General features: G+C 36.8%; 26 protein-coding genes. 22 read left to right on the forward strand and 4 right to left on the reverse strand.

The window, feature by feature from the left end:
• The first annotated feature begins 1 nt into the window (after position 1).
• On the forward strand, positions 2-1,342 hold the full coding sequence (nrfD, locus tag QUH73_RS03980) for an NrfD/PsrC family molybdoenzyme membrane anchor subunit (RefSeq protein WP_289529168.1): 1,341 nt from the start codon (positions 2-4) through the stop codon (positions 1,340-1,342).
• Positions 1,343-1,355: 13 nt separating this feature from the next.
• Positions 1,356-2,276, forward strand: a complete 921-nt coding sequence (locus QUH73_RS03985; protein ID WP_289529169.1) for a c-type cytochrome — start codon at positions 1,356-1,358, stop codon at positions 2,274-2,276.
• A gap of 3 nt (positions 2,277-2,279) precedes the next feature.
• On the opposite strand, the gene QUH73_RS03990 is transcribed toward QUH73_RS03985, so the two are convergent.
• Positions 2,280-2,411: a hypothetical protein gene (locus QUH73_RS03990; protein WP_289529170.1), complete on the reverse strand. Its 132-nt coding sequence runs from the start codon at positions 2,409-2,411 to the stop codon at positions 2,280-2,282.
• 41 nt (positions 2,412-2,452) lie between these two features.
• Between QUH73_RS03990 and QUH73_RS03995 the strand changes: the two genes are divergently transcribed.
• The 9 genes from QUH73_RS03995 (at position 2,453) to QUH73_RS04035 (ending at position 12,153) form a co-directional block, all read left to right on the forward strand.
• Entirely contained in the window at positions 2,453-4,924 is a 2,472-nt protein-coding gene (locus tag QUH73_RS03995; protein WP_289529171.1) for a heavy metal translocating P-type ATPase, read from the forward strand.
• A 7-nt stretch (positions 4,925-4,931) separates the two neighbouring features.
• Entirely contained in the window at positions 4,932-5,144 is a 213-nt protein-coding gene (gene ccoS, locus QUH73_RS04000; protein ID WP_289529172.1) for a cbb3-type cytochrome oxidase assembly protein CcoS, read from the forward strand.
• A 4-nt stretch (positions 5,145-5,148) separates the two neighbouring features.
• Complete coding sequence (ccoN, locus tag QUH73_RS04005; RefSeq protein WP_289529173.1) at positions 5,149-7,278, forward strand: cytochrome-c oxidase, cbb3-type subunit I; 2,130 nt, start codon at positions 5,149-5,151, stop codon at positions 7,276-7,278.
• A gap of 182 nt (positions 7,279-7,460) precedes the next feature.
• The gene (locus tag QUH73_RS04010; RefSeq protein ID WP_289529174.1) at positions 7,461-7,661 is read left to right on the forward strand and encodes a cbb3-type cytochrome oxidase subunit 3; all 201 of its coding nucleotides are present in this window, start codon (positions 7,461-7,463) and stop codon (positions 7,659-7,661) included.
• A gap of 23 nt (positions 7,662-7,684) precedes the next feature.
• Positions 7,685-8,251: a cbb3-type cytochrome c oxidase N-terminal domain-containing protein gene (locus QUH73_RS04015; protein ID WP_289529175.1), complete on the forward strand. Its 567-nt coding sequence runs from the start codon at positions 7,685-7,687 to the stop codon at positions 8,249-8,251.
• Positions 8,252-8,457: 206 nt separating this feature from the next.
• Positions 8,458-9,855: a cytochrome c oxidase accessory protein CcoG gene (gene ccoG / locus QUH73_RS04020; RefSeq protein WP_289529176.1), complete on the forward strand. Its 1,398-nt coding sequence runs from the start codon at positions 8,458-8,460 to the stop codon at positions 9,853-9,855.
• A gap of 66 nt (positions 9,856-9,921) precedes the next feature.
• A complete protein-coding gene (locus tag QUH73_RS04025; protein ID WP_289529177.1) occupies positions 9,922-10,368 on the forward strand; it encodes a FixH family protein in 447 nt (148 codons plus the stop codon).
• A gap of 114 nt (positions 10,369-10,482) precedes the next feature.
• Positions 10,483-11,214 (forward strand): sulfite exporter TauE/SafE family protein, encoded by a 732-nt coding sequence (locus tag QUH73_RS04030; protein WP_289529178.1) that lies wholly within the window; start codon positions 10,483-10,485, stop codon positions 11,212-11,214.
• 84 nt (positions 11,215-11,298) lie between these two features.
• Positions 11,299-12,153, forward strand: a complete 855-nt coding sequence (locus QUH73_RS04035; RefSeq protein WP_289529179.1) for a hypothetical protein — start codon at positions 11,299-11,301, stop codon at positions 12,151-12,153.
• Positions 12,154-12,269: 116 nt separating this feature from the next.
• Here the strand turns inward: QUH73_RS04035 and QUH73_RS04040 are convergent, their stop codons facing one another.
• A complete protein-coding gene (locus QUH73_RS04040) occupies positions 12,270-12,950 on the reverse strand; it encodes a Lipl32 family lipoprotein (protein ID WP_289529180.1) in 681 nt (226 codons plus the stop codon).
• Between the two features lie 398 nt (positions 12,951-13,348).
• Between QUH73_RS04040 and QUH73_RS04045 the strand changes: the two genes are divergently transcribed.
• Positions 13,349-13,612 carry an SEC-C metal-binding domain-containing protein gene (locus QUH73_RS04045; RefSeq protein ID WP_289529181.1) on the forward strand — a complete coding sequence of 88 codons (264 nt, stop codon included), beginning with the start codon at positions 13,349-13,351 and terminating at the stop codon, positions 13,610-13,612.
• A gap of 67 nt (positions 13,613-13,679) precedes the next feature.
• Here QUH73_RS04045 and QUH73_RS04050 read toward each other — a convergent pair whose 3' ends face one another.
• Positions 13,680-14,111, reverse strand: a complete 432-nt coding sequence (locus QUH73_RS04050; protein ID WP_289529182.1) for a c-type cytochrome — start codon at positions 14,109-14,111, stop codon at positions 13,680-13,682.
• Positions 14,112-14,323: 212 nt separating this feature from the next.
• On the opposite strand from QUH73_RS04050, the gene QUH73_RS04055 reads away from it, so the two are divergent.
• From QUH73_RS04055 to QUH73_RS04100, 10 genes are all read left to right on the forward strand, one after another.
• A complete protein-coding gene (locus QUH73_RS04055; protein WP_289529183.1) occupies positions 14,324-15,106 on the forward strand; it encodes an SCO family protein in 783 nt (260 codons plus the stop codon).
• Positions 15,107-15,200: 94 nt separating this feature from the next.
• A complete protein-coding gene (locus tag QUH73_RS04060) occupies positions 15,201-16,811 on the forward strand; it encodes a cytochrome c oxidase subunit I (protein ID WP_289529184.1) in 1,611 nt (536 codons plus the stop codon).
• Positions 16,804-17,418 carry a cytochrome c oxidase subunit 3 family protein gene (locus tag QUH73_RS04065; protein ID WP_289529185.1) on the forward strand — a complete coding sequence of 205 codons (615 nt, stop codon included), beginning with the start codon at positions 16,804-16,806 and terminating at the stop codon, positions 17,416-17,418. Before QUH73_RS04060 ends, QUH73_RS04065 begins: the two co-directional genes overlap by 8 nt.
• Before the next feature lie 10 nt (positions 17,419-17,428).
• Entirely contained in the window at positions 17,429-17,716 is a 288-nt protein-coding gene (locus tag QUH73_RS04070; protein WP_289529186.1) for a cytochrome C oxidase subunit IV family protein, read from the forward strand.
• 3 nt (positions 17,717-17,719) lie between these two features.
• Complete coding sequence (gene coxB / locus QUH73_RS04075; RefSeq protein ID WP_289529187.1) at positions 17,720-18,661, forward strand: cytochrome c oxidase subunit II; 942 nt, start codon at positions 17,720-17,722, stop codon at positions 18,659-18,661.
• Positions 18,662-18,672: 11 nt separating this feature from the next.
• Positions 18,673-19,539 carry a protoheme IX farnesyltransferase gene (locus QUH73_RS04080; RefSeq protein ID WP_289529188.1) on the forward strand — a complete coding sequence of 289 codons (867 nt, stop codon included), beginning with the start codon at positions 18,673-18,675 and terminating at the stop codon, positions 19,537-19,539.
• A gap of 179 nt (positions 19,540-19,718) precedes the next feature.
• The gene (locus QUH73_RS04085) at positions 19,719-20,039 is read left to right on the forward strand and encodes a cation transporter (RefSeq protein WP_289529189.1); all 321 of its coding nucleotides are present in this window, start codon (positions 19,719-19,721) and stop codon (positions 20,037-20,039) included.
• A gap of 1,383 nt (positions 20,040-21,422) precedes the next feature.
• The gene (locus tag QUH73_RS04090) at positions 21,423-22,262 is read left to right on the forward strand and encodes a restriction endonuclease (protein WP_289529190.1); all 840 of its coding nucleotides are present in this window, start codon (positions 21,423-21,425) and stop codon (positions 22,260-22,262) included.
• Between the two features lie 166 nt (positions 22,263-22,428).
• A complete protein-coding gene (locus QUH73_RS04095; protein WP_289529191.1) occupies positions 22,429-23,511 on the forward strand; it encodes a hypothetical protein in 1,083 nt (360 codons plus the stop codon).
• Positions 23,512-23,875: 364 nt separating this feature from the next.
• On the forward strand, positions 23,876-24,397 hold the full coding sequence (locus tag QUH73_RS04100) for a GNAT family N-acetyltransferase (protein ID WP_289529192.1): 522 nt from the start codon (positions 23,876-23,878) through the stop codon (positions 24,395-24,397).
• Positions 24,398-24,500: 103 nt separating this feature from the next.
• Here the strand turns inward: QUH73_RS04100 and QUH73_RS04105 are convergent, their stop codons facing one another.
• Positions 24,501-25,067 carry a c-type cytochrome gene (locus QUH73_RS04105; RefSeq protein ID WP_289529193.1) on the reverse strand — a complete coding sequence of 189 codons (567 nt, stop codon included), beginning with the start codon at positions 25,065-25,067 and terminating at the stop codon, positions 24,501-24,503.
• Positions 25,068-25,072 lie beyond the last annotated feature (5 nt).

Consider the following 25,072-nt stretch of genomic DNA (forward strand, 5'->3'; position numbering starts at 1 on the left):
TATGAATGACTTACCAGAACAGAAAGAAACGACTCTTTCGTTTGAGAAAATTAAAAAAGACATTCTTCGTCCAATGCAAAACCACAAAGGCTTAGAACTTTGGATTGCCTTCCTGGTAACCGTGATAAGTGTTTGCGCCTGGGCCTACTACGTACAGTTACGAGACGGATTAGGAGTTACAGGAATGCGCGATTACGTATCCTGGGGACTTTACATTGCCAACTTTGTGTTTTTTGTTGCCGTTAGTTTAGTTGGAATGCTTATTTCGTCCATTCTGGGTTTGCTCCGAATCGATTGGATAACACCAATATCCAGAATTGCTGAGATAATAGCAGTTGCCTTTGTTGCAGTAGCTGGTTTGGTAATTATTATGGATATGGGACGCCCCGACAGAGTAGTTAATGTGCTTATCCATGGTCGTTTTCAATCTCCAATTCTTTGGGATATAACCGTAGTAACAACCTACCTGACAATAAGTCTTCTATTACTGATTTTACCAATGATTCCCGATTTGGCAATCTGCAAAAATGAATTGAAAAAAGCTTCTCCTTTTCTGAAAAGACTGTACAATCTTCTATCATTTGGGTACATCAACACTCCCAGTCAGTACAAGCATTTACACAAAATGATCCGGACATTAATGGTTCTTATTGTTCCGGTAGGTTTGGCAATTCATACCGTAACATCGTGGTTGTTTGCTGCAACCCTGCGAAATGGTTGGGATACTACAATTTTTGGCCCCTACTTCGTTGCAGGAGCATTTGTTGCAGGTTCGGCAGGATTAATCGTAGCCATGTATTTTTTCCGCGTTAGTTATAAACTGAAGGATTACATTACCGATGTTCAGTTCGATAATATGGGAAAACTGATGGTGGCTGTATGTTTGGTATATTTATATTTCAATTTAAATGAGTTTTTAGTTCCCGGGTACAAGATGAAAACCGGAGATGATGTTCATTTAACGGAATTATTCGCCGGCCATTGGGCAATCATGTTCTGGTCGTCTCAATTGTTGGGTAATGTGATTCCAATTATGCTTTTGGTTACCAAGAAATTCAGAAAGCCTTTTCCTATCATGGTTATTTCCCTATTCATTTTAGCAGGAGCCTGGATCAAAAGATATGTAATTGTGATTCCAACATTGCTTCATCCTCATTTACCAATTCAGAATGTACCACAAAACTTTGTACACTACTATCCTACTGCGATAGAAATTTCTGTAACCGTTTTAAGTTTTGCTTTAGCACTCTTAATCATCACCGTTTTATCAAAAATATTCCCGGTGGTTCCTATATGTGAAATTGCCGAACAAAAAGGAATTGAAGTGAAAATTGAAGCTTAAAAACATACAAACAATGAAAAATGCTATCAAAATAATTGCCAGCCTGTTTCTACTTTTTGCATTCTCTGCGACCGTAACAATGGCCCAAAAGTGGTCGGCTCCTGCATCTGCAAAAAAGAAGCAAAACCCATACGAGGCCAGCACTAAAAATATAAGTTCCGGCAAAAAGATTTATAACATTAACTGTAAATCCTGCCATGGTGATGCTACCATGGGAAACATGCTGCCGCTTCAGCCGGTTGCTCCTTCCGATTTAGGATCTCAGGCATTTTTAATGCAGACTGATGGAGAAATCTATTACAAAGTAAACAAAGGCAACGGCGCAATGCCGACCTTCGAAAAAACCTTAAGCGACGAGGACAAATGGATGGTTATTACCTATCTGCGCTCTTTCGATCAAAATAAGAAGGCAAGCAAGAAAATTGCAGAGGTAATAAACCCTGAAGTAAGCGATGTTAGAATTCTTTTGGACATTAATAAAGAGGACAAAAGGATTATTGCAAACCTGTCGGGACTTACAAAAAAGGGAGACCGCGTTGCTTTGCAAGGCATTGAACTAAGCGTAAAAGTGAAGAGAAACTTTGGCTATTTAGATATCTCGGGCGACGATGCATACACAAACGAAAAAGGGGAAGTCAGTGTTCAATTTCCGAAAGACTTACCCGCCGATCGTGAAGGACATGTGAACCTTTTAGTTAAAGTTACCGATGATGCCTACTATGGAGAAGTAATTGTTGATCGGATTGCCAGCCTTGGCATACCGACCAACCCGGTAAATCCTTTGGATGAAAGAGCCATGTGGGGAACCAGAGCAAATGCTCCAATATGGATTATTTTAAGCTATGTTGGTGGAGTAATCTGTATTTGGGGAGTTATCTTTCTGGTACTATTTCAACTAATTCAGCTACCTAAGCTCGCAAAAAACAAAGAATAAAAACTACTTGGAATCATTCTCTTTCTTCTTTTTTGATGGTCCACCTAACTTATACAAGAGGTATCCCATCCCCACTAAAAAGTGAAGAGCTGTAATTCCAGCTATAATGTAAACAAGAGTTGAATCAGATTTCATATCAAATAATCTAAGACTGTAAGGTCTGCAAGTTGGTGAAAATGCAGGAAGAAACAAAAAAACACATTTGTGTACACTGTGGCGACGACTGTGGTTCACATCCCGTTATTTGGGATGAAAAGCCGTTTTGCTGCAATGGTTGTTCTACTGTATATCAGATTTTGCACGAAAATGAACTTTGTACCTACTACGATTTTGAATCAAACCCGGGAATTAAAATTGAGGCTGGAAAATACAAAGAGAAATTTGCCTTTTTAGATGACAACGAAATTGCAGAGCAACTTTATGAATTCGCAGAAGGAAATATCAGGAAAATAACTCTTTATATCCCAAGCATACATTGCAGTTCTTGTATTTGGTTGTTGGAACATCTCAATATTTTAAATCAGGGAGTTATTAAGTCGATGGTTAATTTCGTTAAGAAAGAAGTGGCTATTACTTTCAATTCCGATGAAATCTCAATTAGAGAATTGGCTGAATTACTTTCTTCCATTCATTATATCCCTGAAATTACTCTTGATAAATTACAATTAAAACAAAATGAAGAAGTAAACAAAAGTCTTCTTTACAAAATCGGTATTGCCGGATTTTGCTTTGGAAACATCATGCTTTTGAGCTTGCCCGAATACGTTCCGGGTCATGAGTATTTGGAAACTCATTTCAAAGAATTTTTTGGCATGATGAATTTCTTTCTCGTTTTACCAGTTTTCTTTTACAGCGGAAGCGACTATTTGCTATCCGCAATTAAAGCAATAAAACACAAATTCATTAATATTGATGTTCCTATTTCGATGGGAATACTAATGCTCTTTATTCAAAGTAGTATTGAGATTTTCAGCGGTTCGGGAGCTGGTTATATGGATTCCCTTACGGGATTAATCTTCTTTCTGTTAATAGGAAAGTGGTATCAAAACAGAACTTACCAGGCACTCTCGTTCGAAAGGGATTACCGTTCCTATTTTCCGGTTGCAGTTAGTAAATTGGAAAAAGGAATTGAGATAAGTACTCCTATTGAGAAACTGCAAAAAGGCGATATCATATTAATCCGAAATCAGGAATTGATTCCTGCCGATGGTATTTTAATGAAGGGAGAAGCCCAGATTGATTACAGTTTTGTTACCGGTGAATCGAAACCTGTATTTAAAGAAAGTGGCGACGCCGTTTTTGCAGGGGGAAAACAGATAGGAAGTGCCATTGAACTAACCATCGAAAAAGATGTAATTCAAAGTCGACTGACTCAATTGTGGAATCAATTTGAAGGTGAGGATTCTTCAAACACCAAACTAAACTCATTAATCGATCAGATCAGCAAATATTTCACCATTGTAATTATCGCAATTGGACTGTTTGCAGGAATCTACTGGCTGTTGAATGATTCAAGCAAAGCTGTTTTTGCCTTTACTTCGGTTCTGATTGTTGCTTGTCCCTGCGCCCTGGCTCTCTCTGCTCCTTTCGCTCTGGGAAACACCATGCGATTGATGGGAAGAATGGGAATCTATCTAAAAAGCTCGGCTGTGGTCGAAAAATTGAATTCAATCACCGCCATCGTTTTTGACAAAACAGGGACAATAACACAAGCCGACGAGGTAAAGGTTAATTTTCATGGAGATGCATTAAGCGATGATGACAAAATCGCCATAAAATCATTAACCAGACATTCCACTCATACACTAAGTGCCACTTTGTATGAATATTACAAAAGTATTCCGCCCGAAACGGTTGTTGACTATACTGAATTGCCATCAATGGGAATTTCGGGTACAATTAATGGCCGGAAAATTAAATTAGGCTCGGCTAAATTTATTCATGAAGGAAAAACAGAAACCAGTTCTTTAAACACAGAAGTTTACCTTTCGGTAGATGGAAAAATAAAGGGACATTTTTCTATGAGTAATCAATACAGAACCGGTTTGTCAGAACTAATAAACGGACTCGCTCCTAAATACGATTTGCACATTTTGTCGGGTGATAATGATTCGGAAATGGAAAATCTGAAACAGATATTTCCAACAACATCAATTATCCGGTTCAATCAGTCGCCAAATGACAAATTGGAATACATCAACAATTTAAAGAAACAAAACAAATACGTTTTAATGATTGGTGATGGCTTAAACGATGCCGGGGCATTAAAAACCAGCGATGTTGGTATTTCAATTGCCGATGATATTTACCATTTCTCGCCTGCGTGCGATGCTATTTTGGAAGCTTCAAAATTTCAAGAATTAAAGTACTTCCTAAAAATATCAGCAAAAAGTGTTTGGATCGTAAAACTAAGTTTCATACTCTCCTTTCTTTACAATTTATTTGGATTGTATTTCGCAGTACAAGGAATTCTATCGCCTATTGTTGCGGCTCTGTTAATGCCAATCAGTTCCATTTCGGTAGTGGCTTTTGCAACTTTTACAACCAATTACATTGCTAAATCGAAAGAGACAAATAATAAAACCGAATCGAATATGAAAGAAGCAAAAACATCTGTTTTTCTAAAAAAATCGGTTCAACTAAATTAAATAGTAAATGAGTGTATTGTTCGTTTTAATAGGTGTTAGCATGTTTGTAGCAGGAGGATTTCTTATCGCATTCCTTTGGGCCGTAAAGAAAGGACAATATGATGATTCTTATTCCCCATCTGTTCGAATTCTATTCGACGATCAGGAATATGAAGCACAAAAAGAAGAAAAAAAACAACAAATAGAAAAGGAAACAACTAAGAAAAACCATAAATCTTAATTTAATGGAGACACAACATTTTTCGTACGATAACAAAATCGTGAAATTTTTCGCCTACGCAACCATTCTTTGGGGAGTAGTTGGAATGCTGGTAGGGCTTTTGGCAGCACTGCAATTGGCATTCCCGATTTTTAATTTCAATCTGGCTTATACCTCTTTTGGTAGAATTCGTCCAATTCACACCAATGCAGTAATTTTTGCATTTGTTGGAAATGGAATATTTACAGCAGTTTATTATTCACTTCAGCGCTTGCTTAAAGCCAGAATGTTTAATGACAGACTTAGTTGGATCCATTTCTGGGGCTGGCAGGCCATAATTGTTTCGGCTGCTGTCACTTTTGTTTTAGGAATCACTACCAGTAAAGAATATGCAGAACTGGAATGGCCGATCGATATTGCCATTACCATTATTTGGGTTGTGTTTGGCTGGAACATGTTTGGTACCATCCTAAGGAGAAGAGCCGATCACCTTTATGTTGCCATATGGTTTTATATTGCAACTTTTGTAACGGTTGCCGTTCTTCACATTGGGAATTCAATTTCCCTGCCTTACAGCTGGATTCAGTCATATCCTGTTTATGCAGGTGTTCAGGATGCTTTGGTGCAGTGGTGGTACGGACATAATGCTGTTGCATTTTTCCTGACCACTCCATATTTAGGATTGATGTACTATTTCTTGCCGAAAGCTGCCAATCGTCCGATATATTCGTATCGCTTATCGATCATTCACTTCTGGGCATTGGTTTTTCTGTATATCTGGGCTGGTCCTCATCACTTGCTATATACTTCTTTACCGGATTGGGCACAATCCTTAGGTGTTGTTTTCTCAATCATGTTACTTGCTCCATCGTGGGGAGGTATGTTTAACGGATTATTAACACTTCGCGGTGCCTGGGATAAAGTTCGTGACAGTGCAACTCTAAAATTTATGGTGGTTGCTGTTACCTGTTACGGAATGTCAACCTTCGAGGGGCCAATGATGTCTCTTAAATGGGTAAACTCATTAACCCACTATACCGACTGGACAATCGCTCACGTTCACATTGGAGCATTGGGCTGGAACGGATTCCTTACTTTTGGAATGTTGTACTACTTGTTCCCAAAAATGTGGAATACAAAATTGTATTCTGAAAAATTAGCCAATGCACACTTCTGGGTTGGAACATTAGGTATTATTTTTTATGCGTTGCCATTGTATTGGGGTGCCATTGTTCAAACCTTGATGTGGAAAGAATTTACTCCGGACGGATTATTAGCTTATCCTAATTTCTTAGAAACCGTTACTCAGATTTTGCCAATGTATCACGTCAGAGTTTTTGGAGGACTTCTTTACTTCTCCGGACTGTTCTTAATGGTTTATAATCTATTGAAAACCGCCGCTTTAGGTAAATGTATAGACAATGAAGAAGCTTCGGCTCCTGCAATTGTTACCGATACAAAACGCAGCAAGAATGAAGGTTTACACCGTTGGTTAGAAAGAAAACCTGTTCAGTTTATGATTTTGGCTACAGTTGCAATCTTAATTGGTGGTGCATTCGAAATTATCCCAACGTACCTGATCAAATCAAACATTCCGACTATCGAAAGTGTAAAACCTTATACTCCACTTGAGTTGCAGGGTAGAGATATTTATATCCGGGAAGGCTGTAATACTTGTCACTCCCAAATGGTCCGCCCTTTCCGTTCGGAAACAGAACGATATGGTGAGTATTCAAAAGCCGGCGAATCAGTTTACGATCATCCGCACTTGTGGGGATCGAAACGAACAGGACCGGATTTGGCCCGCGAAGGTGTTCCCGGTGGAAAAATGTACAAAACTAATGTTTGGCATTTTAACCATATGCTGGATCCACAAAAAATGAATGCTCAATCTATTATGCCTAAATATCCCTGGCTGATAAAAGACGTATTGGATACTTCATCAACTCCTGCAAAAATTCGCGCGATGACCACTTTAGGTGTGCCATATGCTGAAGGATACGATCTAATTGCCAATGACGATTTGAGGAAACAAGCAGAAGAAATTGCTGCCGACCTTAAAAATTCGGGTGTTGAAGTAGCTAGTGATAAAGAAATATTAGCTGTAATTGCTTACCTGCAACGTTTGGGTAGAGATATTTCGGTGCAAAAATAGATATCAGATATTAGGTGTGAGAAATGAGGAAAATACTTTTACAGCGGTTTTAACTCATATCTCTCATCTAGAACTAATAAATATAAACAGATGAAACGTCCATATATAAAGCTTTCTACACACAGGAAGATGGTTGCAATTTGGGTGTTCCATGTGACAAATAAAAATCAAATTATAAACACATGAAAATAGTCAGTCATTACTTGCAGGGCATTGCTGATGTTGGTTTTTTTCCAAGCATCTCATTACTCATTTTCTTCCTGTTCTTTGCAGGAATGCTTTGGTGGACCTTCAAAAAAAGCAACAAAGAATTCTTTACGGAAATGGAAAGTTATGCCCTTGACGAGGATGGTGTAAATTCATCATCGGAAGCGAAAGAATAAACAGGTTCCAAAATCAAGATAAAATGGAGAAAAAAGATAAATTCTTAGAAGAAAACGAGCATCTAATGAGCGATCATGATTATGATGGAATTAGAGAATTAAACAACCCAATGCCAACTTGGTGGCGTTACTTGTTCTACATCACAATTATTTTTGCCGCAGTTTACATGTTCCGTTACCATGTTTTTGGTGACGATCTTCAAATTGCAGAATACAATAAAGAAATGGCTCTTGCCGAAGCAAATAAACCCAAAACTGCTTTTGATGAGAATGCTCTCGTTTTAATGACAGCATCGGCAGATTTGGACAATGGAAAAGCCATCTACGATAAAAACTGTATTGCTTGTCACGGATCATTGGGAGAAGGCAATGCAATTGGACCAAACCTTACCGATAAGTATTGGTTGAACGGTGGCAGCCTTAAAGATGTATACCAAATCATTAAAGTAGGAAAACCTATGAAGGGTATGTTAGCATGGCAAAATCAATTGGCGCCGGAGCAGATGCTGCAGGTGGCCAGTTATATAATGGGGCTTCAGGGAACAAATCCTCCTAATGCAAAAGATCCTCAGGGAGAATTGGTTGAATAAAAAAACATCTAACCACAAAGGTTAACAAAGTACAACACAAAGTTGCACAAAGGATTATTAATAATGTGCAACTTCAGTTTTTGTTTATACTGTGGGAAACTAAATTAACAAACACCAGCGAGTTCATTTGTAAAATAGAATTTCACACAAAACGTACTTCGTGTTCTTCGTGAAATACCTTTGAGCTTTCTTTGTAATTGAAAAATATGGCTCCTAAAAACCCATATACCGGCTATCGTGACCAGCTTGCTACTCTTAATGAGACGGGAAAACGTAGATGGGTATACGCACAAAAACCGAAAGGGAAACTATATAACTATCGGAATATTGTTAGCTATTCCTTACTATTTTTGCTTTTTACAATTCCATTTGTGAAGCTAAATGGTGAGCCATTTTTGATGTTGAATATTTTAGAGCGAAAATTCATTTTATTTGGCATTCATTTCTGGCCTCAGGATTTTCATCTCTTTCTGTATTCCATGATTACTCTTTTTGTATTTGTGGTACTATTTACCGTTAGCTATGGTCGAATATGGTGTGGCTGGACTTGTCCGCAAACTGTCTTTTTAGAATTTATTTTCAGAAGAATTGAGTACTTAATTGAAGGAAATCCCAGCCAACAACGAAAATTGGATTCCCAACCAATGAATTTCACTAAATTCTGGAAAAAGAGCTTGAAAATCATTCTTTTTTATGCAATCTGTTTTTTAATTACGAACACCTTTTTATCCTACATTATTGGAATTGACCAGTTGTTGGAAATAATGAAGGCTCCAATATCCGAACATAGCGTTGGATTTACTGTGGCAGTTTTGTTTTCGGGCGTTATGTTTTTTGTCTTTACAAAATTACGAGAGCAGGTATGCTCGATGATTTGCCCTTATGGGAGATTGCAAGGTGTACTATTAGACTCCAATTCGATAGTAGTTGCTTACGATTACAAACGAGGCGAAGAAAGAGCTCCGCTGGAGGCTGGCGAAGACCGAAAAAAAGATGGTAAAGGAGATTGTATTGACTGTTATCAGTGTGTTGATGTTTGTCCAACCGGAATTGATGTTCGTGATGGTACTCAATTGGAATGCATCAACTGTACTGCATGTATTGATGAATGCAATTCTGTAATGGAGTGGATAGGAAAACCTAAAGGCTTAATTCGATTCGATTCTGAAAAAAATATCGCCGAAGGCAAAAAGCAAAAATGGCCTGCCCGTAAAATTGCTTACACCGTAGTTCTGTGCATTCTACTAGGAATTGTAGCTGTTTTGTTTGCTTCGAGAAGCGATTTGGAAGCCACTATCTTACGAACTCCGGGCTTAATGTATCAACCTCAGGAAGGTGGAATTAGTAATATGTACAGCTTTAAAGTTGTTAACAAAACGGTTGCCGAGGTTCCTATTCATTTTAAAATAATGAATCACGAAGGTGTAATTAAAGTAATTGGAGAGGAATTAAAAGCGAAAGCCAGTTCAATAAAGGAAGGTGTATTCTTCGCCATTTTACCACAAAAAGAAATTACAAGCGATAACATTCCAATTACCATTGGTGTGTATGCGGATAAACGATTAATAGAAGAAGTTAAACTAACTTTTGTAGGACCAAACTAAAAAAGATCCGTTTTGAAGTAAACAGTGATTACTAATAAAAACGTACAAATAACTGATAATTGAAGTATGAAAAAGATGAGTTGGGGGACAAAACTAGCAATAGGAGCTTCGATATATGTTATCGGGATTCTTTCTTTTGTTGCATTTAGCACAACACAAAAAATCAATTTGGTATCGAAAGATTACTATCCTAAAGAGGTGGAATATCAGCAACAAATTGATAAATTAAATAATGCCAAAAAATTAAATGAGACGATCCTTATATCGCAGGAAAACGGGAAATTACAATTTCAATTTCCTGCCAATATGCACGATCAGGTAAAAGGCGAAATCGTATTTTATCGTCCTGCCGATTATGAATCAGATTTCAAAACTTCAATTGATCTGAACGAAAACGGATTGCAGGAACTTAATACAGATCATCTTTTAAAAGGCATGTACACCATCAAAATAGATTGGGAACACAACAATATAGGGTATTATAAAGAAGAGGCTGTTTACTTGAATAAATAAGACCTCATCCCCTATCCCCTTCTCCTAAAAGAGAAGGGAGAACAATATATACAAGTTTCCCTCTCCTGAAGGAGAGAGATTAAGGGTGAGGCGTACAAATATAAAATTGATACTATGGTATATCTATCAGCATTAATACTGGGACTTATGGGCAGTTTTCACTGTGTGGGAATGTGTGGTCCTATTGCACTGGCAATTCCTTTAAAAACAACATCATGGCTGGCAAGAATTTCGGGCGGTGTAATTTACAACATTGGCCGTGCTCTTACCTATGCCATTATGGGTGCATTTTTTGGTCTTTTGGGGCGAGGTTTGGTCATGAGTGGATTTCAGCAATGGGTTTCCGTTATCATGGGTGCTGTCATGATTCTATCGGTTATCACTCCTTCCATCTATAAGAATCGTTTTAACGCTGAAAAAGGTGTGTTCTCATTTGTTGGCAAAGTAAAACTTTCGCTCGGTAAATTATTTACTCAACGTAGTTATGGTTCTCTTTTTTTAATTGGATTATTAAATGGATTGCTTCCGTGCGGATTGGTTTATGTTGCTATCGTGGCCGCAATTGCCACAGGATCATCGGTTGGCGGCGGACTTTTCATGTTCATTTTTGGCTTGGGAACACTTCCCATGATGTTGGCCATTTCGCTAATTGGCAACTTAATTACATTAGAATTGAGAAAGAAAATTACCCGGTTGATTCCTTATGCCATTGTATTTATCGGCATTCTGTTCGTACTTCGCGGATTGAGTTTAGGAATTCCTTTCTTAAGTCCACCCGAAAAAGCTATGCATGTTCCAACCGAACAAGTGGATGTAAACAAACCAAAACCGGATTGCTGTCATTAAATTTATTTATTGCTTTAATTATTTTGGCTTGATTATTGTTTATCAACAACAACAATTTTAGCTCTCTCTTCAACTAATTAAACTATGAATAAAACAATTGCTATTTTCCTGTTCCTGCTATGTTATCTGAATACATACAGCATAAAAAAAATTGAAGTTTCAAATGATAAACGAGACCAGTTTTTCTACGATAAAATGCCCGAAAACTGTAAGAAATTTGGGTTAGAGGATTTAAGAAATAGTACCGATTCGCTGAGAATTAGAATTTGGAGCAGTAATTCAACGATTGAAATCAAACAACAAAATGGAGTTAAAGCACAACTAACACAATGGGTGAGATGGTCAGATCCGATTATTAAAAAAGTAGAATTCGAATCTGAAATTTCCAAACAGTTACTGGATTCTCTCCTCGCCTATGATATTACAACAATTCCAGATGATACGAAATGGGGAATTGATGGCAGTTACGTTAATATTGAGGTCTCAACCCCAGAAAACTATCGTACTTACACCTATTGGAGTCCTTCTGTGAATGAAACTGAAAATAGATATAAAGTTGCAAAAATTGAACATTTAGCTAACACAATTCTAAATAGAAATAAATTTTTCAACGAATTTATTGAAACTATTCCTCCTGGAGGATATGGTTTATCCTCAGGACATATTGATCGCTTTTTACCTGAAGGGTCAATGGAATCATCGTTATATAAGGAAGTAAAAAGAAGAATTGGATTAGAATTAGGGATAACTGAAAAAACTAGTCACACAAAATTCCCATTCTTCATTATTGACCAGAAACCATCCTACATGGCAGGACTTAACAAGTACAAATTATCAGAAGTCAAAGAGATTAAGATTATCACTAAGAATGATGAAGAATCAAGACTTTATGGAATGATGGCAGCAAATGGTTTAATATTGATTGAAACTATAAAATAACACACGCCAATATTTACCAGAATCCTTCCTGATTTTACTATAAAAAGAGGCTAAATCCAATTTGAATTTAGCCTCTTAACTGATTTACAGATTCGAATATCGATCTCCAATAAATTTTATTTGATTTGAGCTTTTAACTCTTCAATTGTTTTAGCCATTACAATTCCAGGAATTTCTACCGGAGCTCCAACTTGTGCTAAAAAAGTACCTTTTACTTCACCTTTTTTATAAGTTGTAAACCCAATTCGATACAATCCCACAGTTAAGGCTTTCAAAGGATTACCAACTTCACTTTTATATCTTAACAATGAATTGTATTTTGTTCCTCTTGGTGTTTTTGGCATCTCGCTGCTATCATCATTTTTTGCCAATGAGAACCATTTTGCACTTTTTACTCCTTCAGCAGAAATTTTATCAGCACTAACAATATCCGAACGTTCCAAAGTGATATAAGTATCAAAATAGTCTTCCGATTCAGCATTTGCAGTATAATCATCAGAAACTATCGCATCTTTTACCGTAGTTTTTCCAACTGGAGACATCATTCGAACACCTAATTCAGGAGCTACTGCAGGAACCCATAAATAAATAAAATAAAACTTCTTACCATCAATCACTTCATCTTCAGTATCTTTAGCAGCATACCCCAAATACGAAACAACATCTGTGTAAGGCACTTTAATTGTTTTTGGTCCAATTTTCTTTTCAGTTAAACCACCGAATTTACCTAGTTTTTGTGCTTGCGAAGGAGCTACAACGGCTAAGGCTAATGCCAAAATCAAAATTAATCTCTTCATTTATTTTATTTTATTTAATTAACAAAACAAAGTTATACTATTTAATTAAGCTCACAAAACCGAAATTTAATAATTTATTATAATTATTATTTAACCTTCACCCACAATCCAATATATAATGCTGACCATCTTTAATTTAAACCAAACAACAAATGACATACAGAACCAATCAATTAACTTATTATTGCAATAATAACAACAGAAACTTAACATTACAACCCACAGCATAATGATTTTATTAATCCTAGTTGGTTGCTTTTCACCGTAATAAGATTTTGTAACCAGACGTTTTCATGTCTTTCCAAAATATACACACGAGAACTTATTTTAATTGTTTCCAATCAGGATATCTTGTAAATTAAGAGGAGCCTAATTTTAACGAAAGATATTCTAACACTATGAAAAAAATCCTTAACAATTTGTTGACTTTTTTCAACACTACCGAAGAAGATTCCTTTTACTATGTAAGAATTGAACGAAATGACAAATGCTTTTGCAATAGCGGTAAAAAATACAAAGCTTGTCATTACCCAGATCATCAGAAGAAAAGTAAGGTTGCTGTTAAAAAAATTAGTGAAACAACCGGAGAAGAACAAATTAAAGTTTTAAGTGTAAAACGCCTTCGCAAAGAATATTATCGTGTAAAATCGAATGTACATTAACAGATCTGCGCTTTTGGCTCATGGCTCAATCTATCCCTTACCTCAAATACCATAGCCAAAAGCTCATTTATCTTTCCGCAGCCTTAACCTGTTCCAAAGTAACCTGACCGTAATTGTTTCCCCAGGAATTCAAAATGTAATTAAACACAACAGCCAATTCCTTATCTGTTAAACCAGACGCGGGCATTAAACTATTGTATTTTACGCCGTTCACTTTAATGGGTTTATTGCTTCCGAACTTTACCATCTTTATGGCATCTTCCGTATGTTTCTTCAAGTAATCGGAATTAGCCAAAGGCGGATAAAATTTCTCAATACCACTACCCGTCTTCATATGACAATTCATGCACTTGGTTCTATATAATTGAGCACCTTTTTCCATTTCAGATGCTGGTATTTCGGCACTCACAACTTCTTTCTTTGCCGTTTTCTTATCCGATCCTACGCAAGAAGTTAATAAAAACACAATTATCAAAAATATTACGTTCAATTTATTCATACTCCTTATTCTTTTTTAGATCCAGTAAAAATAGCGAACACACAGTGAATAATCAAAATTATTCTACTTTCTAAATAGCTAACTACCGCAAAAAAAGCCAATTAACCATAAGAACCCATCAAATATTTTTATATATTTATATAGATCAGAGTAATGATTACCATATAATTACCCCATTTATCTCCTTAACCCTAAACCATGGAGGACTATTTATGAAAAAAAAACTTACCGTTTGTTTTCTACTAATTTTGATTGCTTCATTGTCCTTTAGCCAAGGTGCCAAAGATTTGTATTACGACATGGAAGTTGGAGTTATAGAAAATCTTAACGACACCGTTCCTCAGGACATACAATTAACCAACGAAGCTGGTGAATTGGTCTTTTTAAAAGATCAGATTGATAAACCTACAGCAATTGTATTTGTCTATTTCCGTTGCCCGGGAATCTGCAGTCCTCTTATGGACGGTTTGGCTGATGTCATTCAAAAAAGTGATTTGGAAATCGCCAAAGATTATCAAGTCATCACAATTAGTTTTGATCCTACAGAAACTTATGATTTGGCAGTTAAAAAGAAAAACAACTACAAGTCCTTAATTAAAGGTAAAAACACCCAAGAGGGCTGGAAATTCTATACCGGCGACAGTTTAAATATTGCGAAGGCAACAAAAGCATTGGGCTTTAGATATAAAAAGGTTGGCAACGAATACACACACGCAGCTACAGTTATCGTAACAAGTCCCGATGGAAAAATCACCCGCTATTTAAATGGCACCTACTTTTTGCCGTTTGAGTTTAAACTGGCTATGATGGAAGCTTCGAAAGGACAGGCAGGACCAACCATCAACAAAATACTTCAATATTGCTATTCCTACGATCCGGTAGGACAAGCCTACGTTTTAAATATTACCAAAATAACCGGAGTCATTATATTGATAATGGGACTGATTGTTTTTCTATTATTGGTGTTTGTGAAAACAAAAAGGAAACAACAATAATACAAACCACAAATCCTCAGATTAACACAAATGCGATCTGTCAGAATTTGTGAAATCTGTGGTGCTGATTAAGATAATAATTAACACGATGCATATGTCTGATACCGTAATTCAAAACCATGAACCAAATTACCTTGAATATCAGGGACGATACAAAGGGATATTTGCATGGATTTTCTCAACAGATCACAAACGAATTGGCTTGTTGTATTTATACAGTATGCTGGTGCTTTTTAGTGCAGCCGCTATTCTGGGTCTGTTAATGAAAATAGAGCTGATTGCACCTGGGAAAACCATAATGGATGCCCAGACTTACAACAGCTTTTTTACCCTTCACGGGATAACCATGATTTTTTTAATTGTAGTTCCGGGTTTGCCCGCTGTGTTTGGAAATTTCTTTCTGCCTCTGATGATTGGGGCAAAAGATGTGGCATTTCCCAAGCTCAACCTTTTATCGTGGTGGATCTACATTGCGGGTGCTGCAATTGTTCTTTCGTCTCAGTTTTTTGGAGATGGACCTCCGGATACCGGCTGGACATTTTATGCACCCTACAGTTTTAGAACCGGAACAAATATGCTGCCGGCCGTGACTGGTGCATTTATTTTAGGGTTCTCTTCCATAGCAACCGGAATCAACTTTATTGTAACCATGCATAGAATGAGAGCTCCCGGAATGACTTGGATGAAAATGCCTCTATTCCCATGGGCTTTATACGGAACAAGCTGGATTCAAGTACTGGCAACACCAATTGTTGGCATTACTTTATTAATGATTGTACTGGAACGTACCCTGCAAATCGGCTTTTTCGATCCTGCTTTGGGTGGCGATCCAATCTTATATCAGCATTTATTCTGGATTTACTCCCACCCTGCTGTTTACATCATGATATTGCCGGCAATGGGTGTGATCTCGGAGATTATTCCAACATTCGCGCGAAAAACCATATTTGGATACAAGGCAATTGTAGTATCCACACTGGCAATTGCATTTGTGGGTTACTTTGTTTGGGGACATCACATGTTTACATCAGGAATGAGTGGAACGGCCCTGTATACATTTTCGATTCTTACATTTTTGGTTGCCATTCCCAGTGCTATTAAAATATTCAATTGGGTGGCAACTCTTCATAAAGCCTCCATCGATATTCAAACACCTTTCTTGTGGGCACTTTGCTTCCTCTTTGTTTTCATGATCGGAGGATTATCCGGAATGGTACTGGGTGCTTTATCGGCCAACGTTCATTTGCACGATACTGCATTTGTTGTTGCACACTTTCACTTTATTGTTTTTGGGGGTACCGGATATGCATTTTTTGGAGCTTTGCATTATTGGTATCCTAAAATGTTCGGCAGAATGTACGACAAAGGTTGGGCAAACATAGGTTTAGCAGTATTCTTCACTGGCTTTAACACGCTTTATCTTCCCATGTTTTATTTAGGAATGATTGGAATGCCCCGCAGGTATTACGACTATGTTGAAGAATTTCACGGGCCAAATATTGTATCCTCGTTTGGAGCCATGCTGATGATTTCCGGCTTGGTAATCATCATTACCAATTTGGTTCGCTCGGCCCGCAAAGGAGAGATTGCAGAAGCCGATCCCTGGAAAGGAAAAACACTTGAATGGACAGTTGCCAGTCCTCCGCCTTTAGAGAATTTTGCGGAAATCCCAGTAGTAACGAAACGACCATACGACTATGAGTAATCACGCACACATTGATGAACACCGGGACGATGAAGGCGCGAAAACAGGAATGTGGATCTTCATATTTACTGAACTGATCCTTTTTGGCGGACTGTTTATTGTCTATTCGGTATACCGTTACTTAAACCCTGCTGCTTTTCATTTGGCGGCCGAAGAGCTGGATACTTTTATTGGCACAGTAAATACTGTTATTCTACTTACAAGCAGTATGACAATCGCGATGTCTGTCAGTGCCATACAATATCAGAATAAAAAACTTACGTTGATATTAATGGGCGTTACCATTTTACTGGCTGTGGTATTCATGGTGAATAAATATTTTGAGTGGAGTGGGAAAATTGCGCATGGAATTTATCCCGGCAGCCCAACACTGATGGAAGCCAGCCAGGGAGAAATCCTGTTTTTTGGTTTGTACTACGCCATGACCGGTCTTCACGCAATACACATTATTATTGGTGTCGCTTTTATTGCCTATGTAATGAGGTTGGTTGTAAAAGATGAGGTTCAGCACGACAATTTCACAATACTTGAAAACAGTGGATTGTATTGGCATTTAGTCGATTTAATCTGGATTTTCCTTTTCCCCTTATTCTACCTAATTACCTAATTGTACTGTTATGGAAAAAGAACAACATACCCACATTGTAAAATACAAAACCTATGTATTTGTTTTGATTGCTTTGCTTCTCATGACTTTTACATCAGTTGCCATAACGAGTCTGAATTTAGGGCCGTACACGGTTTCGGCAGCCTTACTGCTGGCTGGTAGTAAATCGTTGTTGGTATTACTGATTTTCATGCATCTTAAATTCGATAAAAAGTTCTATTCCATAATGGTAGGCGGAGTATTTCTACTATTTGCCTCTGTTATTTTTATTACATTCTTAGACTACTTATACCGATAGCTTATGACTTCTAAAGCAATACCCGATGCTTCTAATTTTGTGAAAGGTGTAGATACTTCTTTCGAGGTGATATTGGGAATTATTTTCTTTTTCCTCATCGCCATCACAGCTACCATGATATACTTTGTGTTTCGATATCGCAAAGAAAGAAATCCGGTAGCCACTCAAATCCACGGAAGTGTTCCCCTTGAAATTTTGTGGACGGTTATTCCCACCCTATTGGTGATGGTGATGTTCTATTACGGATGGATGGGCTACAAGCCAATGAAAGAAGTTCCTGACGATGCTTTTGTAATTAAAAGTGTTGGCAGAATGTGGAATTGGCAGTTCGAATACGAAAACGGCAAAAAAACAGATACGCTGTATGTTCCTTTGAATCGTGCCGTAAAGTTGGATTTGATTGCTCTCGACGTAATACATAGTTTGTACATTCCTTCGTTTAGACTAAAGCAGGATCTTGTTCCCGGAAAAAAACAAATGATGTGGTTCATACCCGGACGCGAAGGTGAATTCGATATATTTTGCACCGAATATTGTGGGTTGAGACATTCCTCTATGCAAACATCTGTGATTGTAATGCCGCAGGATAAATTCGACAGCTGGTATATTGATACAACCAAAACCGTTCCTCTTATTACGGATAAACCCGGTGCTTTGGGCTTAATCATTGTTAAGAAGAATGGTTGTCTGGCCTGTCACTCGCTCGATGGATCGAAGTTGGTGGGTCCAAGCTGGAAAGCTTTGTTTGGCAAAACAGAAACGGTTGTTACTAACGGACAAACAAGAGAGATAATTGTCGATACCGCCTATGTAATCAACTCCGTTTACAATCCTAACGATGATGTTGTAAAGGGATTTAATAAAGGATTGATGCTATCCTATAAAAATGAATTGACAGAAGATGATATCGGCGAAATAATTGAATTTATGAAGACACTTAAATAATTCATCTACCTATGCATATCTCCTCGAAAATATCCACGCTCTCTGAATTGGGAAAAATTAAAATCGCTGTTCCAATAGCCATTTCCTGCTTCACCGGATATTTACTGTATGCTCCGGAATTCTCTGTAGATATGGCTTATGTAGTGTTTGGTATTTTTTTGATTGTGGCAGGAGCTTCGGCCTTAAATCACATTCAGGAGCACAAAAAAGATGCATTAATGAACCGCACCAGGTTCCGTCCCATTCCATCCGGGAAAATCAGCATTTCGGAAGCAGTAAAATGGAGTGTTTTCTTTTTACTTTCGGGCTGCGGTTTACTAGCCTTAGGAGGCACTACTGAAAGTTTATGGCTGGCCATTTTTTCTATCTTTTGGTACAATCTGGTTTATACTCCCTTAAAACAGATTTCGGCATTTGCCGTTGTTCCCGGAGCATTAAGCGGTGCATTTCCTCCAATGATTGGTTACGTAGCCGCAGGCGGTAATTTTCTGGATTGGCCAATTTTAGCCCTTTCGTTTTTCTTCTTTATTGGTCAAATTCCGCACTTTTGGCTCTTACTGCTGCTCTATGGCGAAGATTATAAAAAAGGAGGCTTTAAAGTACTGACTGATGTGTTTAGCGTGAAACAAATTCACAACATCACATTAATATGGATGCTGGCAACAATAATGGTCGCTTTGCTGCTTCCCATCTTTGATGTTCTCTCATCAAAAATTTTGATATGGTCTTTACTGGCCCTATCCTTATGGATTATTCCGAACAGTTTTATCCTTTTAAAAAATTACGACAGAATAAGCGTGCGAAAATTGTTCCTGCGCCTAAATCTTTATTTCCTGATGATCATGATCCTAATTAGTATTGATAAACTTTACTTTTAGAGCTGTTCTATTATTATCACAACCAATAAACTGGACATTTATACCAATCCTTTTTATATTTACACTTCAACTAAACCAAAATGACATGAAACGTCCATGACTGGTAATTGTAACACACAGAGGGATGATTATTCCAGTATGGTAAGTTCCATATCACAAAAACATAAAATTATAAACATATGAAACAGATTTTAATCGTAGTATTCGCAATTGCTTGCTTGGCCGCCTGTCAGTCGAATACTAAAAAAGCAGAGAGTAATTCAAAAGCAGAAACAACACAAGTGGTTGACTATGAAACAATGGAATTTACCGTGACTGGAATGACCTGCACCGGCTGCGAAAACACAATTAAAAATGGGTTGAAACAAATTGATGGTGTTGTTGAAGTGGAAGCTTCCCATACAAACAATAAAGTAAGCATTAAGGTGGAAAAGGATAAGGTTAATCGGGATGAAATTGCCCAGCAAATTGAAGCCATTGGTTACAATGTAGAGAAGTAAAATAAGATCCTGCGAAGCTGCATTACAAAGAGGCTGTCCCAAAAGTATCGTTCTATTGTCATTCTGAGCTTGTCGAAGAATCTTTCACTTGAAATACAGATGTTTCGACTTCGCTCAACATGACAATCCGATACAAAATATTACTTTTTGGACATCTTTCTTTTCCTTTCTATGAATTAAGCCAAAGCCAGACTTTGGCTGCGAATTTGCACCCAATGCAAAATGATACCGATATATATGAGAATCAATATCCAGCTGGCGCAGATAGGGATTATTTGACTTCGTCGATTTTCAATTCAAATACGAATCGGTATTAGACTGGAAAAAAACAGGCAGTCTTTACCCATCAATAAGCAGTGCCGGCGAGCTGGAGGCTGCGAAAGTAAGCTCGGCTTCAATTAAAAATGCAGGTGTTAATTACCGTGCCAACAGTCGCATTATAAAAGCAGTAAACGACGCTGGATTTAACAAAATTTGATCTTTTCAGAAAACCACGTGTGGTTTCGATGCAAACCACACGTGGTTTCATCCAAAAGCACGTGTGGTTTTGAGTAATACCACACGTGGTTTTGACCAAAAGCACGTGTGGTTTCGAGTAAAATCACTGCTGCATGCTAAAAGCGTGAAGAAAGATTTGGCTTCGGCCAACAAGTTGAAGCAAGATTGCTCTTGTTTTGAGGCAACTGATAACAGGAAATATAAAGGCTTGAAGGAGTGAAATGAAGCGAATGCAAAACATTTATTGCTGTTGCTTTTAAGCAACTGATCAAATGATGCTAAAGCAAAACATGAACAATATTTTAATTTCAGTTGGCTAAAGCCAAACTGCAATAGATAAAAAAATACAAAGCTTTTGCTGATTAAAAGAGAAAAGTTCAGCATCTATTGCTTTGCTTTGCTTTTTTCAAATTCAACTCTGACAGGACCTTCGGACTCTGTCAGGATTTCATTTACTTAAAATAACCTGTCAGAGTCGATAGACCTGACAGAGTTTCAGGCAACTGATAATTGAAAATACAAATGATTGAAGAAGTGAAATCAAACAAATGCAAAACATCTATTGCTGTTGCTTTTAAGCAACTGATATTATAAAAGTAATAAACAGGCTTTAGCCACATAAAATAAATAATACCGCAAGATGCTGAAACAACACAAAGCAAATAGGAAAAAGCAGTTCCCTTTTTGATTCTCGCCCAGATAAAAAAGCCTTTTTTTTGGCAATTATCCGCAGGCCTGCAAGTTGGCAACTTTGACAGCTTGAATCATCAGTTCGATTTACTACTTTAGTGAGGTTTTTACCAATAAGATGTATTAAGTGTATGTTTTAAGATCGATAAAAGAAATATAAATGCACAAGCATTATAAGCCATTTAAAAGAAGAAAATGAATGAAATAACAGTAGACGAATTAAGAGATATTATTGCGAAAATAATTTCAAGGACTATTGATTTTCATCGTGAATCCAAAAGTTTAATCAATGAATCATATGTTAAGATTACAGGAAATCCAACGGAAGATGAAATAGATGATTTTATTGTTAGTAATGTACTATATGACCCCGAATTAATGGAGCAACTTTTAGACCCTGGATTACTCGGTTTTCAATTTAAAAAAGCAAAAGTAGATACTGCTTGGCTTAAAGAATTTGAAGAAAATACAGTTGACTGGAGTAATAATCAAACTTGGCTAGCATCAGATGAACCGTGGTTAATAACAATACCAAATCGAGAACCAGAAGAATCATTAATATGGAAACCAGATAGTATAATTAAACCAAACTGGCTATCAAATTCACCTTCTTACTTATTGTTAGCTGAAGATTTAATAAGAAAAGGAAAATTATTAAGCCAAATGAATTGGCGGGATTTCGAAAAATTGATTGCATATTTATTAGAACAAGATGGTTGGGATATTGAATTGACAAAAGCCACTAGGGATGGAGGTGTTGATGTTATTGCCATTAGAAATGATGAAAATATAGGATTAATAAAATCTGTTTGGCAAGCAAAGAAATATGGATTGAATAATAAGGTTAAACTTCATGAAATAAGAGAATTATCTACAGTACGAAATGATGAATTTGCATCCAAAGCTCTTATTGTAACTACAAATTATTTGACAAAAGACGCTATTGATTATATAAAAAGAGATAAGTTTCGACTTGGATACAAAGATAATGACCAAATGATTGAGTGGATATTAAAAGGGAAAAACGGCTTATAACAACTAAGCGTTCGTGTGGCAGGAACTGCCCCGCTAGTGCGCGATTGTATCGCGTTCCGTTAGACTGGAAAAGAAGACAACCATTACCCCGCTATTTAAACACTTAATTGAGCAGTTTTATAAGTTTTTAGACAGACTGACATTGGCAACAAGCACAAAACGAATTATGAAACAACTAATTATAATTATTTTATTTATTGGAATATCAGGAAAGATATACTCTCAAGATAAATATTTATCTTATTTACAGGAAAATGATTCTAGTCCCATACAATATCTTGAAAATGTTTTTGAAAAGAAGGACCTTGTTGTATTATGTGAGAGAATGCATCCAGAAATGACACAATACGAATTGATTCAGGAAATTATTTCACAAGAATGGTTTATTAATAGAGTAGGTAATTTAATCCTAGAAGTGTCAACCCGTTCTATTCAAAGCGAATTAGATGATCTTTTAATGTCGGAAAACTTGGATGAAGAAGAGCTCCAAAAACGTTTAATTCATATTTGCAGAAACAATTCAATACATACTCTTTGGTCTTGTACTAATTTTCACACACTTGTTAAATACATTTATACATTAAATCAAAACTTAAGTAGTACCAAGAAAGTTCGATTAATAGGGGCAGATATAGCATTTAGTTGGAAAAATATTAAAAATAGGAAGGATTTAAGAAAATTTAAAAAATCGAAAGAGTTTTTAGATCGGGACTTATATATGGGGAATTTTGTGATTGATTGGTATAAATCCAATAAAAATCATAAAGCTCTAATCGTAATGAATACTCGTCACAGTTATAAAATTATGCACTCAACGGCAAGTGTTATCATGAAAGTTTTTCCAGAGCAAACAACTAATGTTTTTCTCAACGAAACAACAGTAAATAGACAATTGATTCATGGAGGTAAATGGGACAAAGCCTTTAAAGCGAATAATAATAAATCAATTGCATTTGCATTTAAAGGTTCACCATTCGGACAAGATGTTTTTGATCATTACCCTTGGACAAATTGGAAAGCACTTAATATTCATTATTCCGATATTTTCGATCATATGATTTTTTATAATCCGCTTGAAAAGATGTATGTGTCAAATGGAGTTGATGGTTTAATAACTCCTGATTTTGAGAAGGAATTAGCAAGAAGACATAAATACAGATGGTTTAGGAAACCAAAAACATATTTTCAAAGAAAATTAAGAAAAAGCAAATATCAATCTATCAGAGTATCGTATTATAAATTAAGATAGACCAATAAACTGCCAGTTGCCAGTCGAGTAAGCTAGGGGAATTTCACCCCTAACTTCTCACAGAACCGTACGTGAATCTCTCAATTGGCTTCGCCGAACTTCGTTTCATACGGCTCTTATTATGCAGTCAATTCAATTTTAGGTTAACTGATAGCCTAATGTCCAATGATAAAATAGATTGGGATAACAATTACAGATACGCCTTAACCATCTCACAGCTTTCACTTTGCTGCGTCTAAAGTGTTTGTACTGGTTAAGTATCCTTAAAACCACTATATTTAAAATTCAATTGAGCAGTTTGATCAGTTTTTAGACAGACTGACGTTGGCGGTCATTGGGGTATAACGACATACAATAGAACAAAATGGACAAAGTAAAATTTAAAATTAGACCTTGGGAAATATCAGACCTAAAAAGTTTAGTTAAGCATGCGAACAATTTAAATATAGCAAAAAACTTGACAACCAAATTTCCTTATCCATACACTGAAACAGATGGAAAAGCATTTATTGAGTTTGCTATAAAGGACAATCCAATTCACATATTCACAATTGACATTAATGGAGAAGCTGTTGGTGGAATTGGAATACACCCTCAAACTGACATTTTTATAAAAAATGCAGAACTCGGATATTGGTTAGGAGAACCATTTTGGGGACAAGGGATAATAAGTAATGCAATTAAACAAATTATTGATTTTGCCTTTACACATTATGATATAGACAGAATTTTTGCAAGAACTTTTGGGACAAATATTGCTTCACAAAAGGTACTTGAAAAAAATAATTTCATTTTGGAAGGTAGTTTTAAGAAAGTGCTTTTTAAAAATGGAGAATATTTAGACGAACTAGTTTACGCAATAAGACGAAAAAAAATAAATGAATAAACAACGAACCGCCAGAAGTGTGTAAAGGCTATTCCTAGGCTTAGACTTTAGTTAAGCCTGACCCTTTTCTTCAAATTTCACGATAACTCATAAGGGGCACGCCCTACTTTTGTCCTTGCAGATCAACTTTTATGTACTCAATAATTTTCCATCTGTCGGCTTGCTTAACCTGAGCTCCATGAGCACCCATAACCCCAAAACCAACGGTTATTACATGAAAAATCTCACCGCGGGGAGTTGTTTTCATCACATCAGTAACCAAACTTCTGGGCTGAAATGGATATTTGCCACTCGTGAACAGATATCCTTTTCCATCTCCATTTTCACCATGGCAATGGATGCAATAGATCCCGAAAAGTTTCTTCCCTCTCTGCACATCGGCGACGGTCATTTCGTTGGGATTAAAAATATTTTTGCCTGCCCAAATCCGTTCTTCGGGTGTTTTTTCAAAATGGTAAGGAATCATTTCTCTGGGAATTGTTCCCTCTGCAGGCAAACGCAAACTCGACCCGTCTTCGAAATTAGGGTTCGCAGAATATGGTTCAAAAGCACGCGATTGAACCATATCCGGAAAATAGGAATAGCCCGGATGGTTGCGATCTTTATCGCAGGATGCCAACAAAACCACAGCTACCAACAAAGCACTACAATAGAATACGAATTTTTGCATAACAA

The sequence above is a fragment of the Labilibaculum sp. K2S genome, from assembly GCF_030372765.1.
GTDB lineage: Bacteria > Bacteroidota > Bacteroidia > Bacteroidales > Marinifilaceae > Labilibaculum.